This window comes from Streptomyces sp. NPDC088812, from assembly GCF_044750285.1.
Classification (GTDB): domain Bacteria; phylum Actinomycetota; class Actinomycetes; order Streptomycetales; family Streptomycetaceae; genus Streptomyces.
On sequence record NZ_JBIVJP010000019.1, the window covers coordinates 174,517 to 194,739 of the forward strand.

At 68.5% G+C, this 20,223-nt stretch carries 19 protein-coding genes; 14 read left to right on the forward strand and 5 right to left on the reverse strand.

The window, feature by feature from the left end:
- The first annotated feature begins 2 nt into the window (after window positions 1–2).
- The 8 genes from ACIP67_RS30185 (at window position 3) to ACIP67_RS30220 (ending at window position 7,191) form a co-directional block, all read left to right on the forward strand.
- The gene (locus ACIP67_RS30185) at window positions 3–656 is read left to right on the forward strand and encodes a hypothetical protein (protein WP_401696044.1); all 654 of its coding nucleotides are present in this window, start codon (window positions 3–5) and stop codon (window positions 654–656) included.
- Complete coding sequence (locus tag ACIP67_RS30190; RefSeq protein WP_401696045.1) at window positions 653–2,446, forward strand: DUF4254 domain-containing protein; 1,794 nt, start codon at window positions 653–655, stop codon at window positions 2,444–2,446. The genes ACIP67_RS30185 and ACIP67_RS30190 overlap by 4 nt, the downstream gene beginning before the upstream one ends.
- A 56-nt stretch (window positions 2,447–2,502) precedes the next feature.
- Window positions 2,503–3,078 (forward strand): phosphoribosyltransferase, encoded by a 576-nt coding sequence (locus ACIP67_RS30195; protein ID WP_401696046.1) that lies wholly within the window; start codon window positions 2,503–2,505, stop codon window positions 3,076–3,078.
- The gene (locus tag ACIP67_RS30200) at window positions 3,075–4,250 is read left to right on the forward strand and encodes a glycosyltransferase family 9 protein (protein WP_401696047.1); all 1,176 of its coding nucleotides are present in this window, start codon (window positions 3,075–3,077) and stop codon (window positions 4,248–4,250) included. Before ACIP67_RS30195 ends, ACIP67_RS30200 begins: the two co-directional genes overlap by 4 nt.
- Window positions 4,250–5,386 (forward strand): hypothetical protein, encoded by a 1,137-nt coding sequence (locus ACIP67_RS30205; protein WP_401696048.1) that lies wholly within the window; start codon window positions 4,250–4,252, stop codon window positions 5,384–5,386. The genes ACIP67_RS30200 and ACIP67_RS30205 overlap by 1 nt, the downstream gene beginning before the upstream one ends.
- Window positions 5,371–6,132 carry an SDR family NAD(P)-dependent oxidoreductase gene (locus ACIP67_RS30210; protein ID WP_401696049.1) on the forward strand — a complete coding sequence of 254 codons (762 nt, stop codon included), beginning with the start codon at window positions 5,371–5,373 and terminating at the stop codon, window positions 6,130–6,132. The genes ACIP67_RS30205 and ACIP67_RS30210 overlap by 16 nt, the downstream gene beginning before the upstream one ends.
- Entirely contained in the window at window positions 6,125–6,682 is a 558-nt protein-coding gene (locus ACIP67_RS30215) for a histidine phosphatase family protein (protein WP_401696051.1), read from the forward strand. Before ACIP67_RS30210 ends, ACIP67_RS30215 begins: the two co-directional genes overlap by 8 nt.
- 98 nt (window positions 6,683–6,780) lie before the next feature.
- On the forward strand, window positions 6,781–7,191 hold the full coding sequence (locus tag ACIP67_RS30220) for a hypothetical protein (RefSeq protein ID WP_401696052.1): 411 nt from the start codon (window positions 6,781–6,783) through the stop codon (window positions 7,189–7,191).
- Window positions 7,192–7,462: 271 nt separating this feature from the next.
- Here the strand turns inward: ACIP67_RS30220 and ACIP67_RS30225 are convergent, their stop codons facing one another.
- Window positions 7,463–7,684: a hypothetical protein gene (locus tag ACIP67_RS30225; RefSeq protein ID WP_401696053.1), complete on the reverse strand. Its 222-nt coding sequence runs from the start codon at window positions 7,682–7,684 to the stop codon at window positions 7,463–7,465.
- Between the two features lie 100 nt (window positions 7,685–7,784).
- On the opposite strand from ACIP67_RS30225, the gene ACIP67_RS30230 reads away from it, so the two are divergent.
- On the forward strand, window positions 7,785–8,756 hold the full coding sequence (locus ACIP67_RS30230) for a hypothetical protein (protein ID WP_401696054.1): 972 nt from the start codon (window positions 7,785–7,787) through the stop codon (window positions 8,754–8,756).
- A gap of 65 nt (window positions 8,757–8,821) precedes the next feature.
- On the opposite strand, the gene ACIP67_RS30235 is transcribed toward ACIP67_RS30230, so the two are convergent.
- Window positions 8,822–9,520, reverse strand: coding sequence for a hypothetical protein (locus ACIP67_RS30235; RefSeq protein WP_401696055.1), 699 nt, complete (start codon window positions 9,518–9,520; stop codon window positions 8,822–8,824).
- A 623-nt stretch (window positions 9,521–10,143) separates the two neighbouring features.
- Between ACIP67_RS30235 and ACIP67_RS30240 the strand changes: the two genes are divergently transcribed.
- Complete coding sequence (locus ACIP67_RS30240) at window positions 10,144–10,722, forward strand: hypothetical protein (RefSeq protein WP_401696057.1); 579 nt, start codon at window positions 10,144–10,146, stop codon at window positions 10,720–10,722.
- 54 nt (window positions 10,723–10,776) lie between these two features.
- Here the strand turns inward: ACIP67_RS30240 and ACIP67_RS30245 are convergent, their stop codons facing one another.
- Window positions 10,777–10,971, reverse strand: a complete 195-nt coding sequence (locus tag ACIP67_RS30245; protein WP_401696058.1) for a hypothetical protein — start codon at window positions 10,969–10,971, stop codon at window positions 10,777–10,779.
- A 396-nt stretch (window positions 10,972–11,367) separates the two neighbouring features.
- On the opposite strand from ACIP67_RS30245, the gene ACIP67_RS30250 reads away from it, so the two are divergent.
- From ACIP67_RS30250 to ACIP67_RS30265, 4 genes are all read left to right on the forward strand, one after another.
- Complete coding sequence (locus ACIP67_RS30250; RefSeq protein ID WP_401696059.1) at window positions 11,368–12,246, forward strand: hypothetical protein; 879 nt, start codon at window positions 11,368–11,370, stop codon at window positions 12,244–12,246.
- Between the two features lie 172 nt (window positions 12,247–12,418).
- Window positions 12,419–14,596 carry a hypothetical protein gene (locus tag ACIP67_RS30255; protein ID WP_401696061.1) on the forward strand — a complete coding sequence of 726 codons (2,178 nt, stop codon included), beginning with the start codon at window positions 12,419–12,421 and terminating at the stop codon, window positions 14,594–14,596.
- Window positions 14,597–14,640: 44 nt separating this feature from the next.
- Window positions 14,641–18,006: a hypothetical protein gene (locus ACIP67_RS30260; protein WP_401696062.1), complete on the forward strand. Its 3,366-nt coding sequence runs from the start codon at window positions 14,641–14,643 to the stop codon at window positions 18,004–18,006.
- 103 nt (window positions 18,007–18,109) lie between these two features.
- Window positions 18,110–18,589 carry a hypothetical protein gene (locus ACIP67_RS30265; RefSeq protein ID WP_401696063.1) on the forward strand — a complete coding sequence of 160 codons (480 nt, stop codon included), beginning with the start codon at window positions 18,110–18,112 and terminating at the stop codon, window positions 18,587–18,589.
- Window positions 18,590–18,661: 72 nt separating this feature from the next.
- Here ACIP67_RS30265 and ACIP67_RS30270 read toward each other — a convergent pair whose 3' ends face one another.
- Together ACIP67_RS30270 and ACIP67_RS30275 are read right to left on the reverse strand one after the other, a co-directional pair.
- On the reverse strand, window positions 18,662–19,231 hold the full coding sequence (locus ACIP67_RS30270) for a hypothetical protein (RefSeq protein WP_401696064.1): 570 nt from the start codon (window positions 19,229–19,231) through the stop codon (window positions 18,662–18,664).
- A gap of 39 nt (window positions 19,232–19,270) precedes the next feature.
- Window positions 19,271–20,065, reverse strand: a complete 795-nt coding sequence (locus tag ACIP67_RS30275) for a hypothetical protein (RefSeq protein ID WP_401696065.1) — start codon at window positions 20,063–20,065, stop codon at window positions 19,271–19,273.
- Window positions 20,066–20,223 lie beyond the last annotated feature (158 nt).

Genomic DNA, 20,223 nt, shown 5'->3' on the forward strand with positions numbered 1-20,223 from the left:
CGATGCCCACCACGTGGCCGGGCTTCGTCAGTCTGAACGGTCCTGACAACGTCGGCAAGACGACCCAGCTGCGGCTGCTGGCCCAGCAGCACAGTGGATTCCAGCCGCTGGGCGCGATCCATGACCACGACCCCGAGCCGTGGGAACGGGTGGCGGCCGGCGACTACGCGGCGTGGTGGTTCGAGACGTCCACCACGGTCGAGTTGACCGGGATGCTGCTGGCCGGCCACGCCAAGCGGGCCGCCGCGAGGGAGGCGGGCCGCACGGGTCTGCTCGACCGGGGGCTGCCCATGCTCCTCGCGGTGGCCGCCGCGACCTGCGCGGTCAAGGAGGAACTGCCCGTACAGCAGGCCATAGACACCGTGGCCGGCATCGCCGCTGCCTACCCCAGTTGGCCGGAGACTGCTGTTCTCCTGGTTCCCGCGCTGGATGCCGAACGCAGTTACACGATCACCAGTGCCCGGGAGGGCCGCCCCTGGACCGGCGTCTACCCCGCCTATCAGAAGACCTTGCACGCGGTCCTGCTCCAGCAGGCCGAGCACGGCGCCTACGCCGCGGTTGTGAACTGCGAGGACCGCTCCCCCGACGACGTCCACGCTGAGATAGCCGCTCTCCTCGACAACCCCCTGCCGCTCATGGACGGAAACCCCCGATGACCGTATATGCACCGCCTCTGGTGATACCGCCTGGGCTGGCCCGCGCCATCACCGCCCTGCCGGAGAAGGACCGCCGGCGGCTGGACGACGCTGTCACCCGGCTCCACACCGTCAACGGCCGCCTGTGGGACGCCGAGGACCTCGTACGCGGTGCCGGACTGGAGGCCGAACACGTCGCCGACTGCAAGCGGGAGATCGACCAGCTCAACGCCGAGCGCAACCAACTGGCCGAGCGCGCCGACGAGATCCTCGGCACCCTCGCCGGGCCCGACCGCCCCGATGTTCCGCTGCACACCGAGACCCTCGCCTCGGTCGTGGACCGGCTCTCGGTCCTCACCCTGAGGATCTGGCACAGCGAACGCGTTGCGGAGCGGGACGAGCTGACGCGTCGCCGTATCCCCGCCCTGCACCGGCAGCGCGAGGAGCTGTGCTCCGCGCTCGACAGCCTGGTCCGTGCCGTCCTGGCCGGCAAGCGGCGCCTGCCCTCACCGGCTCGCTACAAGCTGTACGGCCAGGACGAGACGGTGGTGGAGGTCCAGCCGAGTCCCCGGCTGCGGCGGGTCCTGGCCTTCGGCGGGCTGAGCGAGTGCGGCAAGAGCACCAGCGCGGAGTTCGTCCGGGACACCTGCGGCGCCCAGCGCCTGAAGATCGGGTTCCTGTTGCGGCAGGCCGCGCACCGCCGCGGTCTCGCCGACCCCTATACGCTCTCCGCGCGCCGCCAGGCCGAGCTGCTGCTCGACGAGCTGAACTACTTCGCGGAAGGCAACCCGGGCACGCGGCTGTTCACCATCGAATCCGTGCACGACGACGCCTCGATCGCCGAGCTCAAGCAGCTTCTGGACGACAGGCTGCAGATCGTGTATCTGGACGCCGACTTCACGGTGCGGGTCACGCGATCCGGCACGGCGCCGCAGGCCGTGTCCGCCAAGGACGAGGTCAAGATGAGCCGCGGGGCCCACCGCGTGGCCGCGCTCGCCGACCATGTGATCGACAACTCCGGCAGCATCGCCTCTCTGCGCGCCCAGCTGCAGCGCATCGCCCTCCCACCCTCCCCTTCGACCCTGCGGGTCGCCACTCCTTACGGGCTCGGCCTGCCGGCTGTCGTCGCCTCGGCCACCGCCGACTTCACCGACGCCCTCCGCGTGCACGACGGTGTGCGGCTCGCCGCGCTGACCGGCAGCCCGGGCGAGGGCAGCTGGATCGCCGGCTGGTCGGACCTGGACCTGCTCGTGATCGCCGACCACGCGGCCACCTTCCACGTCCATGAAGCCCTCGGGCACTACCGCAGTGCGCTGGAGGACGTCACCTCGCTCGGCCCGTCCCTCATGACGCCGGGCGAACTGACCGCGCGGCACCTCACCCCGCGCCTCGCCTTCGCACTGCACCAGCTTCAGCAGGGCCACCCTGTCCTGCACGCCGCGCCCGGTATCGAGCTGCCCGCCATCAACCGCGCCGAGCTCGACCTGGCCGCTGTCCGCGAACTGCCCCAGGTCGTCCTCACCCTGCGCCGACTGCGCGCCGACGCCGGGGCCGACAGCGTCCGGCAGCTGTACAAGCACCTCGTCCTGGCCTGCCGCCTGCTGCTGCGCGAGCACAACCAGTGGGAGGCCGGAGCCGACCGTATCCTCGCCGCCGCCTCCCGGATGCCCGGACTGCCCGCGTTCGGCCTGCCGCCGCTGGCCGAGATCGCCGCTGCCTGGCGCGACGACAACCGCGACAGCGTCCTCAAGCCGCTCACCGCCGCCATCGACTGCTTCCTGGACTGGTACGCCGCGCAAGTCGCGGCCTGACACTCCGCCGCCCGGTCCGCTCCCTTTCTTCGTCTTCGCCCCGCAGGAGCTTCGCCATGCCCGAAACCCGTGTCGTGCCCCCGTTCTCCGCACGAGTCGTCGAACGCCTCAGCACCGGTGCGACCAGCCGCCGCGAACGCGTCATCCACTCCCTGGACGGCCTCGAAGACCCGGTCCAGCCCGAAGCACTGGCCGCCACCGGACAGCTGCTGTGGAAACACGTGGAGGCGCAACTGTCGTACGCCGACAGCACCGGAGACTTCCTGCTCGGACTGGATGCCGGTGGCATCCTGCCCACCATCGCCCTCTCCACCGCCTCCGACCTGCCCTACAAGATCGCCTGGAAGCTCCACCTGCCGCTCGACGGCGCCATCCGCTTCCAGGAGCCGCACGCGATGCGCACCGACGTCTTCGCCTACAACATCGCCGCCGGACAGCGGATCATCCTCGTGGACGACGAGATCACCACCGGCCAGACCCTCGCCGACCTCACCCGCCGGCTCCGCGAGGTCGGGGCCGAACCGCTGGCCGCCGCCTGCCTCGTGGAGGACACCACCCGCGGGGCCCGCGTCCTGCTCGACTCTCTCGGCCTCCCGCTGATCTCCCTCACCACGATCGGGGCCGCCCCGTGACCACACTCACCCCCGCCGGCATCGCGTTCCGCCCGGGCACGCAGCTCCATTCCGCCCACACCGTGCACACCACGCCCCTCGGATACGACCGCGCGGGCATCCCCGTCGGCGCGCCGCTGCCCGTCCCCGCCTCTGCAGAACTCGTCGACCGGCTCAACACCTGCGACGAAATCGAGGTCGCCTTCCACGGCAAACTCGGCGACACCCTCCTCGCCCTCGCCGCTGTCCGCGCCCTGACCGAGTGGCACGCGCTGCGGGCGCTGTCCACCACGGTCCGGGCCACCGGACCGTACGCACAACTGATCGCCCGCTCGGGACTGCTCGCCCCCACCCCACCCGACGCACCCGACGCCGGCGCCGGACCGGGCGTCGGCCGGCGGGCAGTGATCGGCGACCGGGCCGGTGTCGAGACACGCGGGCCCAAGGCCGCGGTGAGCGTGGTGTGCGACCCGGCCGCGCCGCCCGGCTGGTCCAGCGACGACCGCGCCCACCTCGACCTCCCCGCCCGCCACTACCTGGCCCTCGAACGGCGCCTGGGCATCCGCCTGCCCGCCACAGCCCCCTTCACCCCGCTCTTGCTAGCCCGGGCAGGACGGTTCGCCGAGGCGCTGCGGGCGGCCGGATGGCTGGACGGCCTCACCATCGCCGCCATCACCGCGACCAGCTGGCCGGAGCTGAAGGACTACACCCCCCGCCGGTACATCCAGATCGCCCAGCAGATCGCCGACGCCTACCACACGCAGGTCCGCCTGCTCGTCATCGGCGGCGACCCGGGCACCGGGATGCACGTCTCCACCCAGACCACGCGCAGCGGCGTGGAAGTCCTGTATCTGGGCGGGATCCCGGCCGCCGACCTCATCGACCTGTTCCCCCACTGCCGGCTGGTGATCGGCAACGACACCGGCCTCACCCACCTCGCCGCCATGACCCGCATGCCCCACGGCGGCGGCCCGCCCGTCATCGGCCTCTGCGCGCGGCACAGCCACAGCAAGTGGCGCACCGGCCTGCCGCACCATCACGCGATGGCCACCGCCCTGTCCGAGCGCATGCACCAGGGCGACCTGTGCCCCGTACGCGATGCCATCGCCCCGGACACGGACCTCCACATGGACGCCTTCGCCCCCGCCACCCTGGCCGAGCTCTGCCTCGACCTGCTGAACGGGGTCCGCTGATGCCCGGACGCAGGCACCTGCGGGTCGGGCCGGTGCGGCGCTTCACCCGCAACCTGGTATGCCCCGTCGACATCCCCGGCCGCCGCCTGCTGGTGAAGTACACCCGCGACCCGGCCGAGGCCCGCCAGGAGATCCGCGGACACACTCGACTGGCCGGCCACTACCGGGTGCCGGCCCTCCACGCCCGCCTGCGCGTACCCGGCGGATACGTCTTGGTGTACGAGCGTCTCGCCGCCGGCACGGACTGCGGACTGCTGCTCGACTTGCTCAACACGCCCGAGCCCACGGATGAGTTGTACGCCTACATGTCCCAGCTCACGGCCGCCTACCGGGACGTCATCCTCAACACCGCGCAACCGGCCCGTCCCGAACGCGTCGTGGGCAAGCTGTACCGGGACCGGGCGGCGTCGGGCGGCCGCCTCGACGCGTACTACGCCGGAGCGGACTTCCCCGTCGCCGACGACGTCGTCGACGTGCCGGTCTCCCGCCTCGGCACCTACACACTGCACGTCAACGGCCGGTGCCACCACCTGGACTGGGCCGCCACCCTGGATCGGCTCCGTGCGGACTTCGCCACGGCGGAGCCGGTGTGGGCGGCTCTGACCCAGGGCGATCCCACCGACGTCAACCTCGCCCATCCTCTGGCCTGGTTCGACTACGACACCGCCGGGCTGAACAGCGTCGCCGGCGAGTTCGCGAACTTCCTCTGGTACACCTCCGCCCTCGGCGGATGGCTGGTCCCCACCTACAACGCGCCCGCTCTCGCCGACCACCCGGCCACCTTCGACAACATCCCGGCCAACACCCCCGAGATCCACAGGGCCGAGGTCGATCACGGCGCCCGGACCGTCCGTGTCGACTACACACCGCGACTTGCCGGGCCGCGCCGAGCCGTCGTCGCCGCCTACTGGGACCAATTGGTCCACCCCGTCGCGCAACGGCTCTGGCCCGGCGACAGCCTCGCCGATCTGCTGCGCCCGTACGTGGCCATGCGCATCCTCGGCGTCTACAACCTCGCCGATCTCGCTCCACGCGACCGGCTGATCCTCCTGGCCCGGCTGGCCGAGGCCATGAGCCCCGACTTCGACCCCACCACCTACTTCGGCCCGCAGGAGGTTTCGTGCCCGGCTCCCTGAACGGACGCACCGCCCTGGTCACCGGGGCCACCGGCGGCATCGGCCCAGCCATCGCCGGACAACTCGCCGCCAACGGGGCCGCCGTGGTCCTCGCTCACCTCGACGACCACGAGGCGGCCGACGCCCTCGCCAAGCGGTTCACCAGGGCCTCCATGACCGCGCTGCCCTTGTCCGCCGATCTCCGCGACCCCGACTCCGTCCACGCCCTCTGCCAGCAGGCCCACGACCGTCTCGGCCCGATCGACATCCTCGTCAGCAACGCCGGCGCTTACCCCCGCATCCCCTGGACAGAAACCACCCTCGGCCGCTGGCACCGAGCGCTGGGCACCAACCTGACCAGTCACTATCTCCTCGCCCACGAACTCACACCCGGCATGACCACCCGCGGGTGGGGACGCATCATCACCATCGGCTCCGTCCTCGCCCACACAGGCCGCCACGACCTCTCCGGCTACATCAGTGCCAAAGCCGGACTCGAAGGACTCACCCGCGCCCTCGCCCGCGAACTCGGACCGGACGGCGTCACCGCCAACTGCGTGGCCCCCGGCTCCATCCGCGTCCCCGCCGAGACCACCGTCGTCGACGATCCTGACGCCATGACCGTCCGTCAGCTCGGCCGCCAGTGCATCCAGCGCCGCGGCACCCCCGACGACGTGGCGGCCGCCGTCGCTTTCCTCGCCTCCGAACAGGCCGGCTTCATCACCGGGCAGACCCTGCGCGTCGACGGAGGCTGGGTTCTTGGCTGACATCTGGCTCATGCGCCACGGAACCTACGAAGGCCACCGCCCGGGCTATCACGCCCCGCTCGACGCGCCCCTCACCGCCGAGGGACGCGCCGAGGCACGCCGTTCTCTGCCCCTGCCGGACGGCGTCACCGCCATCGTCACCAGCCCGGTCCTCCGCGCCCGCCAGACGGCCGCCGAGCTCGCGCGCCTCACCGGCCTGCCGATCATTGCCACCTCGCCCCTCCTGGCTGAGTGGCGTGCCCCGAGCATCGTCCTCGGCCACACCCCCGACACCTATCCGCCCGCGTACCGCGCATGGCGAGAACACCGCCTCACTCACCCGTCATCGCGCTGCGGAGACGGTGAAAGCCTCACCGACCTCTACAGCCGCGCCACCCGATGCGCCGACTTCCTGCAACACACCGCCGAGGAACACGGCTCGCTCCTGGCCGTCTCCCACACCCTCCTCCTCGGCGTCCTCACCCACCTCCCGGAGGGCCCGACAGCCTTCACCACCGCGGCAAGAAGACCGTGGAAGTTCACCGAACGGCGCCTGCTGACCACCAGCTGAGCCGCCAAAGCACCTGGCCGATCGCCGAATGAGCGGACCCGCCGTGCCGAAAGCGCGGACGGATTCGATTGTCAGTGGTCCGCGCGACCATGGCGTCCATGACGCCGGAATCCTCTCGCTCCGCTGCCGTGCGGCAGATCCCCGTCTGGGTCGCCACCGTCGGGCCCGGATGGGCCGCTCTGCTCGACCGGCTGCACCACGGCCTGCTGGCCCTGGACGCTGACTACCGGATCGAGTCGTTCGGCACGAAGTTCGGCGGCCTACGCATTACCGTCGCCGACCGCTTCATCGAGGGCGAGTTCGATGGGGAGTTCGCCGACCGGGCCACCGCGCTGACCGACGCCGCCGAGACGGACTCGGAGCACACCTGTGAAGCCTGCGGTGAGCCCGGCCGTATCCGCCTGCGCGGCGACGGACCGCGGGTATGGATGCAGGCCAGCTGCGGCAACTGCCGCGTCCCCGCCTTCTCCCGGTCTGCTTCGCCGCCCGGGGCCAGCGGCCCAACGTGAAAGGGGGACGTCGCGTCCGCAGCCATCGGCCGCGCGGTGGGAATCAGGTAGGTGTGTTCTCTCCCGGGTCGCCTGTTCGCGGTACTTGCGCTCCTTGTACTTGCGGATCAGATGCCAGGGGCGGGGGTTGTAGGCCAGGTCACGGTGGGCAGCGTCCAGGAAGGCGCTCTTGGTCTCGACGCACTGTTCGTGCTCCGTGGCGAAGTCGTCCACGGGGAGCATGGCCCTGGTGTCGCGAGCCTAGAAGCGCGGGATGGCGGCGACGAGGTCCTCAGCGGCGGCCAGAACAGGTGCACGCCTTGATCTGGTCCGCCACCGATAGCTCCGCGCGGGCGCTCGACGTGGCGGCCGGCTTCGACTTCGCGGGCTCGGGCTTGTCGCTGTCGGAGCTGGAGCAGCCCACGAGTGCGAGGCAGGCGGCGGTGAGCAGGGTGGCGATGGCGCGGCGGCGCATGAATCCCCCGAGGTGGAGCGTGTTCTGTCGAGGCATCATCAGCCCATAAGGTCAGGGCGTGAAGGTCGTGTGATCCATTCGTGACCGATCGCGGGTTCTGGGCTCCCCCGCCCCGCCGTGCCAGCTCTACCCTGCTGCCATGACGCCCCCCGCGACACCGGCCGCCCTCCGCCAACTCCACACCGCCCTACGGCGGGCCCTTGCCACCCCTGAGATCAACACTGGGGAGAAGCGCGCGGAGCGTCTCCGGACGACGGTATCCACGCTGGAGCGCGCGGCCGCGGACCTACCGGCGGAGGCCCTGCGGAGCCTGGCAGCGTTGTTCCGGAACGACGTCCTCGGCCACCCGAATCAACCCGGCACGGTGTTCGCCCGGATCGCCGCCGGGGAGTACCGCACCCGCCCGCCCTACGGGAGGCCGCTCACCTCGGCGTCGCAGCGGTACCTCATGGACGGTATCGTCGACCTCAACCGGGCCGCCCGCCGCGCGCCGTTCTGGTGGGAGGTGCCCGGAGCCCGCCCCTGGTCCAAGCACACGCGTGTCCCGCTCGAGCCGGGCCAGCACATAGCGCTCCGCCGTACCCTCACTACCCCTGTGGAGGACCGGCGCGAGCCGTACCGGCTGCGGCTCCTGGCCGCACTTGAGGTGCTGTGGGCAACCGGCGTCACGAGGGAGGGCCTGGTCGCCGCTGACACCACGCACCTCTCCCCCGATCTGTCCACGATCGAGCTGACTATGAACCCGCCCGGCCGCACCGAGGCCACCGTGCAGACGCTCCCCCTGCCGGCGAACGCCCGGGCCGCGCTGCGGCTGTGGCTCCCCGTCCGCCGGGCGATCGTCGTAGAGCACCTGCGGGAAGGCCCCGACCACCCGGCGAACCAGGGTCTGTTCGTGACTCTCCGACACACCGTCGGCGTCTACCCGGACGGCTCGCCGCGCAGCGTGCCGCCCGGGGTGCGCATCACCGGCAACGGGCTGGAGACCAGCTACTCGGAGTGGGCCCGCCGGCTCAACGGGGAGCACGTTGGTCAGCCCGGCTGGCCTGTGTCCACCGACCTGTACCTCATCGCCCGCGGCGGCGCCGAGCAGCTAGAAGCCGCGGGGCAGTAACGGGGTCGCCGAGAAGCCCCAAAGCGGCTCGCGTTGGTCTTGAAGCCTCTGGCGGAAGATACAGCTCAAGTGATCTCTGGTTGGGTGTCGTTGAGGTAGATCCGGGCGACCTGGACGAATCTCGCCGCCGTTTCCTCGAACTCGCTGGTCACGTGTAGCACGCGTTCCAGAGCGTTTTGGGGGAAGAGGGACGCGTCGAGGAGGAGTTCCTCGGCCTGGTCATCGGTCAGCAGCCCGCCGGTGTCGTACACCGCCTGTCGGGCTTCCTGGTAGGCCGCGAACCAGCGGGCCGCTGGGGTCTGGAGTCCGTTCTCATGGTCTTGCCGGGCTTGGTCGTTGCGGTTGGAGAGGGCCCCTCGCTCGTCCGGTTGGGTCTGGGCGAGGACGCGCTGTACGTCGCGGAGCGCTTGGAGGGCGGTGGTGGCACGCTCCTGGGTCCGGGCGGCGTTGTGCAGGGTCCGCCAAGCCTCCATCAGCTCGGCGTCGTTGTAGATGAACTGGGCAAGGGCCCCGCCGGTGGCCACCACAGCGTCGGCGGCGGTGAGGACGGAGGGTGGACCTTCGAGTTCAACCGCGATGTAGGCGTCCCGGAGGGCGCGCTGCGCCTCGCGCAGTGGGTCGGGGTTAGTTCGGCCTGGGACCTCACTTCTCACCGTCTGCCGGAATCCGTGCGTGGCCGCGATGAATCCCACGTACGCGGTGCGCTGGGCGATGCGGTTCTGCTGTTCCAGTGCTCCGGCGTACTGGAACCTGGCCGTAGTCACCGCGGCGCGTACGGTGGCCTCGGCCTGGTCCTTGCTGCCCTTACGCTGGATGTGGGCGGCGGCAAGCGTGCCAGCACTACCCAGGACGACGCCGACAAGCCCAGCACCAGCGGCGACGAGTGCGGAGTCCACAGTCGTTTCCCCCTTCTCACGCGGGATATCGCGCCGCCTGATCGCCCACGTCGGCATCATCGAACTACCTGTCAAAGCTTCAAGATCATGCCATGGCCCCTTTGGGAATTGTCTCGGCAATCCAGTACCGGCCCGCGAGCGCCTCACGGACGCTGGCTACCGAAGGCGTTCCAAGGGGACACCGGCCCGCAGTTGACGATGGCGCGTAGCCGCCCGTTCACCATCGAGTCAGGCCGTCTCGATCCCCCTATTACTTGGACGGCGTATCGGACACCAGGAGATGCCGCTCACCCGGCCCAGGCGGGATGGGGTAGGGGCACCGTTACAAGCCCGACGCCCCTCCCTCGGACACCAGCCGCGAGGTACGGCGTTGGTATTGAGCGACGCTAGAACCCTCAACAGATAGAGCGGCAATGGCCCCGCTATCCTTCCCTCTGCCCTCCGGCCAGCCTCACCCATGGCCGGGCAGGGGTGGACGAAGAGGGGGAGCCGTGGACGGGGAGCTGATCACCGCGATCGCCGCAACGGTGGTGAGCGCGGTCGCCACGGGCTACGCCGCCAGGCAGGCGCACATCGCCAAGGGTGCCGCCCGGTCTGCCGAGGCCCAGGTAGCCCTGATGCGCCGGCAGATCGAGGGGGAGGAAGCGGATCGCTTCGAGGCCCGCGGACCACAGTTCAGTATCGAAGCGGCCCACACCGATGAATCCGACGTCAACGTGCCGCGCGGAAAGCTGGTGATTAAGCAGGACTCCGGACCGCCGCTCACCTCGATCATCGTGCGCGCGACCGGCGAAGGAGTGGAGGGCATGCGGGGCGCATACATGTACGACCCGCACAGCCACACGGACTACGGCCGTGAGCAGACCATCGACATCGGCCCCATGGCCGCCGGCGGGACGCACGACGTCTACGTTGATCTGGACTACCACACTCGCGACACGACCGTTCACCTCAGCTTGGAGTGCCAAGGCCAGGCTGGCGACACCTGGCAACGTGCCATCGCCGCGCGAGTGGAGCCGCTGCCCGAACCACCGCTCTGGCGAGGGAGAGGCCAGACGGCTCGCGGCTGAGCGCTCTATACGGCTCTCCCTCGCCTACCTTGCGGCTGGCTCAAGCTCCGGGGCCTACGCGGGGCGTGGGCCGGTGCCGTCGTAGGGGACGGCATGGCCGGCGGTGAGGAGGTCGGTGTTCAGGCAGGCGCCATCGGCGCTCATGAGCGTGGCGAGCCAGCGGCCGTACTTCCCCCGGCGGTGGGTCCGGACCACCAGCGCGGCGGCGTACCGCTCGAGCCACTCGGCGGCCCAAGCGTTGCCGGGCACTACCACTTCCGTCACTCGGAGCGGGCCGTGCTCGATGGGATTCCGGTGCGTGCGTCAGGAGATCCTCGACCGGGACGGCTCGGCCGATGCGTTGGCGGTGCTCGACCTGGACGACGATGTCCCCGCGCTTCGAGGCGGTAGCGATGGGCTGAGCGCCTCTGCTCCCGCGGCGCGACTGGTTTGTCAGCCGCTCAGGCAACGCCCGATGACTCGGAACTGCTAGTCCGAGTCATCGAGCGTTGCCATTCAAGCCCCTTTCATTCTCGATTCGAATGACCTATCTGAGATAGGATGCCATCTACGCACCTCATACATGAGGGCTTTTCGATAGGCCGAGCAATGACCATTGTGATCGCAGGGGGAGATGAGGGGTTCATGGCGAAACTGTCCTATAAGGTGCCGAGTTCGCTGAACAGGAGCTTCCTCGACCACGAGATCACGCTGAGCAAGGGAGGTTGGGCGGCCAAGCCCTCCCCGATCAAGCAGCTGCTCTTCTTCGGCGGCGGCATCCTCGCCCTGCTGTGGTTCAGCACGTCGACGTTCGTGGCGAGCTCGGGCCCAGTCGCCATCACGTTCTTCGTTCTTTGGGGACTGGCGGCGATCGCCTACTTCGGCGGGCTGGTGAAGACGAAGGAGCTGCGCATTATGCGCGTGCCGGCCTTGCTGGCGTATCTGCCCCGGAAGGCCCGCCACGTCTTCACCCGTCGTAGCTCGAACCCCACGGACTTCTACTCGATCGTCGGCATCGACGGGATCGACGAGGACGGGCTGATTCACTTCTCCGACGGCGGCGAAGGTCGGGTCTACCTGGTCGTCGGCTCGGCGAGCTATCTGCTCTTCGACGAGGACCGGGTCGGGATCCTCGATCGGGTCGATTCCTTCTGGCGCAAGGTCGAGACGGCCTGCGAGCACAGCTTCATCACGACGAAGGAGCCGCAGCGGGTCTACCACCAGGTGGCGAACCTGGAGCGGCGCAACCAGGCCCTGCAGGTCCGCGATCCCGATCTGATCGAGCTACAGAACGAGCAGTACGACATTCTCACGCAGCACGTGGGCGGGAAGTTCACCTCGATCCACCAGTACCTGCTGCTCAAGGGCAAGAACGCCGACGCACTGCGCAAGGGGCACCAGGTCCTCCAGGCCGAGGTTGGCGGCTCGACTTTGATGATCAAGGAAGCCACGATGCTCGACCGCGAGGAGGCTCTGCCGATGCTCCGGGTCTTCTACCAGGGCATCGACGACGAACTGCTCGATCTCGAGGCGTCGCTGAACTGACCAGCGCCAGGCCGGCCACCACGACGAGGAACGAACGAAGGACACCATGGCGCTGATGACGAAAGTCCGGGCACAGCTCGGCATTCCGGGAAAGAAGCCTGACGAGACGAATGAGACCGCGGAGCTTGTGGTCGATGATCCGCGCGCGGATGGTGCTGCTCAGGCTGAGGGCGTGCAGGACGCTGCGCCGGCGGACGGCGCAGCCGATGAGGCCGCCGAGCCGAAGACGAACTGGTGGCAGCGCCGCCGGGAGGTGAAGCACCTCCAGGGCACGTTCGACGCCTACCCTCACCTGCTCGCGCTGAAGCCGAAGGAGAAGTACCTCTTCCGCTCCGACTACTTCGAGGTCGACGGCTCGGTCGCCTGCATCCTGGCGTACTTCCACGACGACGCCGCGCACGACAATTTCGCCGCCTTCTGGGGTATCGACCGGATCCCGGACGGCCTGGACGAGCGGGTCACCGCCGTCGTGCTTGAGCAGGTCAAGCGGATGGATGAGAAGTGGATCGACTCGTACACCAAGCAGTCGGAGAAGCTGGACAGGCTGGATGCGAACGAGCAGGAGGAGACGGGCACGACCTCCTCCAGGCGCAAGGCCGCGAAGATCTCCGGTGACCTCGGGATCACGATCGGTGAGATCCAGGACGGTGCGAGCTACCTCTCGGTGCACAACCGGCTCTTCCTCAAGGCCCCCGATCTGGCGACCCTGGACGACACGATCGACCGGGTCACGCGTCTGTACATCGACCGATTCGGCACGCTGAAGGCTGCGCCCTACGCCGGCGAGCAGCGTCAGGAGCTCTCGGGCCTGTGGAAGAACAACGAGAAGAAGAAGGGCAAGGGCTTCCACTTCACCTCGACCGAGCTGGCCGGCTCGTACTCGCTGGTGACCAATGGCCTCAACGACCGAGGCGGCGAGTACGTCGGCTACATGGTCGGCGACGTCAACAACAGCGCCGTGCTCATGGACGTCAACGCCTACGACCACCACGCGATCGTCGCCGACGCCACGCTCAGCGAGTACCTCGACCGCCAGCGGGTGGCCAACATGTGGTGCTCGAAGATCTCTCAGGCGGCGCTGCTGAACAACGGCCAGGTCGTCCACCTCATCCTCGACGGAGCGCACCTCGACAAGCTCGGCCCGAAGTTCGAGCGGCTCACCTCGCGCGTGGACCTGAATCAGGGCGACGTGAACATGTTCGAGATGTTCGGCGAGGAGGAGGACGAGCTGACGGTCTTCTCCGCCCAGATGGAGAAGCTCAAGCTGATGTTCGAGCAGCTCTACGAGACCAGCGACGGAGCGATCGGCTCGATCATCCGCAGCGCCCTCGAAGACACCGCGACCGACTTCTACATCGAGCAGGGCATGTGGCGGCACAACGCCAAGGAGCAGCGTCACCGCCTGCGCGTGGTGAACATCCCGCACACCCAGGTGCCGCGTCTTCAGATGTTCGTCTCCTACTTGGCAACCGCGCACAAGGCGCTGCTGAACTCCAGCAAGACCGACCCGGACCAGCTGCGCGCCTACAACGTGCTCAGGGGCATCGCCAACGCGATGCTGAGCACCAACGGCGACCTGTTCAACAACCACACGGCCTCGGCCGTGGACGGGGTCCGGGATTCGCGGCGCGTGGTCTACGACTTCTCGCGGCTCATGCGCCGCGGCAAGGGCGTGGCGATGGCGCAGCTGGTGAACATCGTCGGCTTCGCCGTCGGCAAGCTGGGGCTCGGCGACACGGTGATCATCCACGGCACCGAGCACATCGACGACCGGGTGAAGAAGTACATCAAGGACCAGTTCGACCATATGCACGAGCGCGGCGGCCGGGTGGTCTACAGCTACAACGACGTCGACAAGATGCTGGCCGACAGCGACTTCAACAAGTTCGACGCCGCGGACTACACGCTCTTCGGCCCGATGCGCGACGGCACGGTGGCGGAATACCAGAAGCAGCTGCACCAGCGGATTCCGCCGGATCTCGCCCAGCTCATCACGACCAAGGGCGAGAACCTCACGTACCTACGCCGGGGCGTCTCCAACGTGGTCTTCCACCTGGACCTGGCACTGGGGATCAACCCCTACCGCGAGGCCCAGCGCAGGCAGGTACGCCTGGAGGCGGCCAGGGCCGAAGAAGCGGCGCGGATGGACGCGATCATGCACGACAAGCCGGCACCGGGCGCGAACCTCACCAGCATCCGGAAGCACAGCGAGGGCGGCGACGGCGAGGCTGACGCGGGCCAGAGCGACGGGGGCAAGCGCCTCGACGGCAAGAAGAGCCTGCAGCAGCCCGAGGACGGCGCAAGGCGGCCAGCGAGGAAGCCCAAGCCGAAGAAGCTGGTCCAGGCATGAGCGAGGTCAGCACTGATACGAAGGCGAGGAGTAGGGGAGAGACGATGAACGGGACGATCACGGCGGTGGCGCAGCTGCGTGCCTGGGCCGGCCACGGCGGTGGCGGAGCCCGCCAGGGCAGGCTCGCGCGCGGGCTCGCCCTCGTGCTCCTGGCCGCGCTGTTCGTGCCGGTCCTCATGATGGCGACCTCTTCGCCGGCGTCCGCGGACGACGAGAAGGAGCGCGACAACTACAGCCTCTACCAGCTGGCTTCGAATGCGAGCTCGTACTTCAGCGAGGAGAACTCGCCGTCGAACGACAAGGGCATGCACGAGAACTGGAAGCCGGTCACGAGCAGTCCTGCTTCGGGTGGTTCCATGCTCGGCTACGCCGACCCGGACTTCAGCCTGGGCAACATCGTGGGCTGGTTCTTCGCCGAGGTCTCGGGGTCCTCGCAGACCGTCACGTACGAGACGCTGGCAGCGAAAGACGACAAGGGCAACGCGAAGTACTCGGGCATGCTCGACTACGCGCACTTCGGGGCGGCGAACGCTGACCTCGGCCTGGACACGATGTCCTCGGGCATCGGCGGCCAGATCGTGAGCGTGCTCGGAGGCTCCGTCATCTGGGTCCTCTACGCCCTGGCGCTGGCGGTCGGCACGCTGTTCTACGTCATCCTCCAGTTCCTGAAGCTCATCAACCCCTTCATGTGGTTCTACCAGGCGGTCAGGGCGGTCAATCCGACCTTCGCTGACGGGATGACGGGAGGTGACACCGGAGGCGGCGCGCTCTCGGGTCTGCAGCACTGGATCAGTGGCTGGTATGGCCTGCTTGTCGATATCTCGTGGCAGGTGCTGGTGCCGATCTTCATCGGCTTCCTGCTCATCGGCCTGGTCATGTTCAAGAAGATGGACCGCGGCTCGGCGATCAAGAAACTCATCGTGCGCGTCGTCTTCATCGGCGTCGGCCTGCCGCTCATCGGGTCGATGTACACCAGCGTGCTCGACAAGTTCGACAACTCGGTTCTCGGCCAGCATGCCGGTCCGACGCGCGTCGTGCTGAGCACCTACGTCGACTTCGAGGCGTGGATGATGAACGACCGCCTCGGAATCCCGGACCAGGCCACTGTCTCCTGGAACGGCGACCAGGCGAGCTCTGACGCGATGATGTCGGTGCGCACGAGCGCGCTGGCGATCAACAAACAGTCCCACGGAGCGACGTTCAACGGCATCAGCATCGGCACGAAGGCCAACGACGCCGAGTCTGCCTGGAAGGACGGCACGGTCTCCGTCGGTACCGGTGCGTCGGATGACTTCAAGGCGGTGTTCTCGACCTTCGGGATCATCGGCAAGTACATCGGCAGCAACGAGATCGCAGCCTCCGACTTCGAGTCGGGGATCAAGAGTTCGATCACGCAGCTGGACGAGAGCGCGGAGGTCAAGAAGAGCTGGTTCGTCGACAAGGACAGCTACGGCGACGTGGAGGATTTCGGTGAGGAGGAGGGCCCGAAGCCGGTGGATCACCCGGTGATCTCGACCGACGGCACGGGCCTGACCTCCTCTCGTCCCGGCAAGGACTCGACGGTCTTCACGACGACGGGGACAAAGGCCGGCTGCGGCTTCACGGTGGGCAAGACGCCCTCCTCCTGCAACCTGTCTCCTCTGGCGGCGTACAACTACCTCAACACCGGGTTCAGCCCCAGCTCGCTGCACATGTACAGCTCGAACAACGCCACGTCCGGCTTCACCCGCGAGAACCACATGGCCGTCAGCCAGGTGGGCACTGGTCCGGCGAAGTTTATGTACTGGTCCAACGCAGCCACGGTCCTGGGTTCCATCGTCCTGCTCGGCTTCTGGTACGCCATCGGCATGCTGGCCGGCTCGGTCAAGCGGATTTTCGGCCTCGTGGCGGCTGTGCCGTTCGCGACGCTGGGCGCGATGGCCGCGATCGCCAAGGTGATCGTCTACTCCATGGCGCTGATCCTGGAGGTCCTCGTCACGCTGTTCATCTACCAGTTCGTCTCGGAGTTCCTGATCTCGGTCCCGGACATCATGGCCGGGCCCGTGTCGAGCTTCATGAGCCCGGGCGGCCTGTGGGGCAGCGTGGCGCTCGGCGGCATTATCGTGGTGATCCTGACGCTCATCTCGTCGCTGCTGATCATGGGCACCACTTTCGCTCTGCTGCGGGTCCGCAAGACGGTGCTGCAGGCGATGGACGAGGTGGTCACCAAGCTCGTGGACAAGTTCCTGGAGACCAACACCGCGCCGAAGCCGGACAAGGGCGGGCTGATGCCTGCTCTGGCCGCAGGTGCGGGGGCCGGCGCGGGTATGGCCATGGGCAACAAGCTCGCCAACGGCTTCAACAACAAGACCAGCGGCCCGGCGTCCCCGAGCACGGGCAAGCCCGCGGGCAAGACGGCGTCGACGAACGCCGGCGGCACGAACGGCGACGCCACGGCTCTGACCGCGGGCAAGCAGGCGCTGGCCCTGGAGGGCGGCGGCGAGGGTGGTCCAGGCGATCCGAACAGCCCAGCACTGGACGGTGGTCCTGGTGGCGGTGGCTCCGGTGGTGGTGGCGGTCCTGCTGGTGCTCTGGGCGTGTCTGGCCAGGGCGACGGTCCCGACGACAAGGGCGGTCCGCTGCAGCTGACCAGTGGCGGAGCGGGCAGTTCGCACTCGGACAAGCAGACGGCACAGAATCTGAGCAACCAGGGCGGCCTGTCGAATCTCGGGTACACCTCGGATGGCAACAAGGTCATCCCCGGCGAGGTTCTGGCCTCGTCCACGGAGCCGTCGAGCTCTCGCGGTGGCGCTCAGGGGCAGAGCAGCGCCGGCGGCGCTGGTTCTGTTCCGACCAGCGGAGGCCGTAGGGCCGTCGCCGGTCAGACGGGCCCGACGCAGTTCGGTACGGGTGCCCAGGGGGCGCAGAGCCAGCAGGGCAGCAACCAACAGGCTGCACCGCAGGGCTTCAGCGGCGGAGCCGCTTCTGGTCTTGTGCCTGTCCCTGCTTCCGGGCAGCCGGCCGCGCCGAGCACGCGTCCGACACGCTCCGCTCAGGACACCCCGGCTCCCAGGCAGATGGGAGCCGGAACGTCGGCTCCTCGTCCCGTGGCCGCTCCGGCTTCGGGCCAGACTCCGGCTGCGCCTGATGCGCGGACTCCGGCTCGGACACAGGCAGCGCGTCAGCCGGGCTCGATCCAGGCGTCGACGCCGACACCGCGCCAGACGCCCGCCCCGCGGGCTCAGGCTCCGCGGACGTCGGCTCCTGCACCGGCTCCTTCGCCGCGACAGGCTCCGGCTCCGGCTCCGCGCCCTCGTCCCCGTCCGCGCCGAGTTGTCGATCCGGCGCCTCAGAGCGTGGAGACTCCGGAGCCGCAGCAGCGGCCGACCGGTGGTCTTCGCCGGGGCCGGCGCGAGAAGCCGCAGGACTGATCAGGCGAGCGTGGAGGGCTGACGCACCCGGTGAGGACGACCATTGCGATCGTCCTCACCGGGTGCGTCGTCCTTTGCGCGGCAGGAGGAGAAGGGGAAGAGCATGAGGCTCGGATCGAGGCTTCGCGGCGACCTCCCGCGCGGCTGGTGGCGCTCGGCGCGATGGTGGATCACCGGGATCTGCGACCTGGCATTGAGCACTGCGGCGGCCGTGGCCACCGTGGTGTTCGTCGGCGAGGTGAAGCGCGCTGTGCGGCATCGCGACGAGCCGCGGACTCTGGCTCGCCTGTCCGGCACGTTCGAGGGCTACGTGGCCAGCCTTTTGGGCAACAGCGCAGGCTTGGTAGTTCTGGCCACCATGGCGATCGAGGACGGTCTACCTGTGGTGCTGACGGCGTTGCTGGCTGGGTGGTGTCTGCTCAACATCGCCATCAGTGCCACGGTGTTCGTCGTGGTCGCCCGGTCGAGGATCCGGCAGTCGGCAGCGTGGGCTGAGCTGGATTTCGTCGAGCAGCACGCGCCGAAGTACGGCCGGCCACCGGAGACGATTGAGGAGTACCGGGCGCAGCAGCTCCAGGAGTAGGCGTCAGAGAAAAGACAGAACCCCGTGGACGTGATATCCACGGGGTTCTGTGCTGCCGGGGTGGTGCGGCAATCAGCTGTGCTGATTGCAGTCCTTGGCCATCAATGCCTTCGCCTGGTCGCTGTCGGCCGGGATGAGCTGGACCTGGTCGATCGAATAGGCGAAGGTGTACCCGAGCGTGATCATGCTGTCCGACATCGAGATCGAGCCGGATCCCGGGTCAGTGCCTGTCTGGTCGGAGCCGTTGCCGTCGTCCCAGAGCACAGCGGTCCGGCTGTCGTTGATCGTGCCCGTCGAGAGAACCCGGTACTGACCCTTATCGGTCTTGCCGTCCTTGACGATCGAGCCGTGCTTGATGTCGCCGAGGGCCTTCGTGGTCAGCTGGCACTGCTGGTCGCCAGCGGTGACGTTGATGTACGTGATCTTGTGGCCGTCGATTGCGGCGATGCCGCCGCGCGCCCCGTCGGTGATGGAGATGTAGGCACCGTCGAAGCTGGAGGCCTGGCTGCTGCTGGGGCTCTGCGAGGAAGCAGCATCGCTGCTCCCGCTGCAGGCGGTGAGCATGAGAGCACCTGCGGCCAGGGCCGCGGCGGACACGGCGATCCTGGTCCGCGTCGCACGTGCGGTCCTGGTGGAGTTCATGGTGTTCTTCCTTCGTTCGTTCTGGAAAGCTGGTTTGGGTCAGCTCTGTGGAGGCTGGGCTGGTGGCATCGGCGGAATCGTGGGCGTCTGACACGGGGACAGCAGGATGAGGACTGCAGCAGCCAGCATCACGACCGACAGCAGCGTTAGGAGCACCACGCCCGCCCCGACGGAGACGTAGCGGGTGCCACTGACGGAGCCCATGGTCCCGAAGCCGTCGATCACGCCGATCAGGCCGGCGACGATGCCCACGACTCGGGCGGTGATGCGGAACCAGTGCGCCTTGCGGATGACTGCCACGACAGAGGCAGAGATGGCCACGAGCATGATGAAGAGCAGGAAGCCACCCTCACCTCCGGCCTCGTCGCTGAAGTAGTTGACCGAGAAGCCCATGGCTGAAGCGACCGGCATGAACAGGGAGATGATCGCCAGGAACGCCGCGACGGGAAGGATGAAGGTGGCCAGCCCCCTCAGCGCGGCGCTCGGCGGGGGCAACGCGGTTGCTGAGGAACTCCATGGCTCCAGAGTTCTCGAGGGCCGGGCGACCTTGGTGTTGAAGAAGTCCCGGGCACCGTTGACGACTTGCTTGGCTCCGTCGGCCATCTGCTGCATCGACGGATCACGAGGCCGGCGCTCGGGACTGATCAGTCCGGCAGGAACGGCGGCCTGATACTCGGACATCGTCGGCTCGCGGTGATGCGTCTGCTGGAACCCGGCGCCCCACTGCTCGGCCGTGACAACGGGCGGAACCTGCGGCCGCAGCGGCACGGCCTGTGAAGCTGTTGCATGGCCCTGTGTCGGCTGCTCGGGTAACTGAGGCTGATCCTCAGTCATGATCGCCCCCGCTTTCTCTCGTTCAGTCCTGCGTGTCCAGGTGGTGCCCTCTTCACAGGGACCGGCGTCTCGGCTCCACAGTTCCAAACTGCATCCCCGAGACCCGGATCCCGACCACGCCCGGGAGCCGAAGCCGGTCCGCTTGAGGACCCCTCGAC

Excerpts from the sequence above, each read along its gene's own strand:
- ACIP67_RS30185 (WP_401696044.1), top strand. The coding sequence starts at position 3 with ATGCCCACCACGTGGCCGGGCTTCGTCAGTCTGAACGGTCCTGACAAC.
- ACIP67_RS30190 (WP_401696045.1), top strand. The coding sequence starts at position 653 with ATGACCGTATATGCACCGCCTCTGGTGATACCGCCTGGGCTGGCCCGC.
- ACIP67_RS30195 (WP_401696046.1), top strand. The coding sequence starts at position 2,503 with ATGCCCGAAACCCGTGTCGTGCCCCCGTTCTCCGCACGAGTCGTCGAA.
- ACIP67_RS30205 (WP_401696048.1), top strand. The coding sequence starts at position 4,250 with ATGCCCGGACGCAGGCACCTGCGGGTCGGGCCGGTGCGGCGCTTCACC.
- ACIP67_RS30220 (WP_401696052.1), top strand. The coding sequence starts at position 6,781 with ATGACGCCGGAATCCTCTCGCTCCGCTGCCGTGCGGCAGATCCCCGTC.
- ACIP67_RS30225 (WP_401696053.1), bottom strand. The coding sequence starts at position 7,684 with ATGATGCCTCGACAGAACACGCTCCACCTCGGGGGATTCATGCGCCGC.
- ACIP67_RS30230 (WP_401696054.1), top strand. The coding sequence starts at position 7,785 with ATGACGCCCCCCGCGACACCGGCCGCCCTCCGCCAACTCCACACCGCC.
- ACIP67_RS30260 (WP_401696062.1), top strand. The coding sequence starts at position 14,641 with ATGAACGGGACGATCACGGCGGTGGCGCAGCTGCGTGCCTGGGCCGGC.
- ACIP67_RS30265 (WP_401696063.1), top strand. The coding sequence starts at position 18,110 with ATGAGGCTCGGATCGAGGCTTCGCGGCGACCTCCCGCGCGGCTGGTGG.
- ACIP67_RS30270 (WP_401696064.1), bottom strand. The coding sequence starts at position 19,231 with ATGAACTCCACCAGGACCGCACGTGCGACGCGGACCAGGATCGCCGTG.
- ACIP67_RS30275 (WP_401696065.1), bottom strand. The coding sequence starts at position 20,065 with ATGACTGAGGATCAGCCTCAGTTACCCGAGCAGCCGACACAGGGCCAT.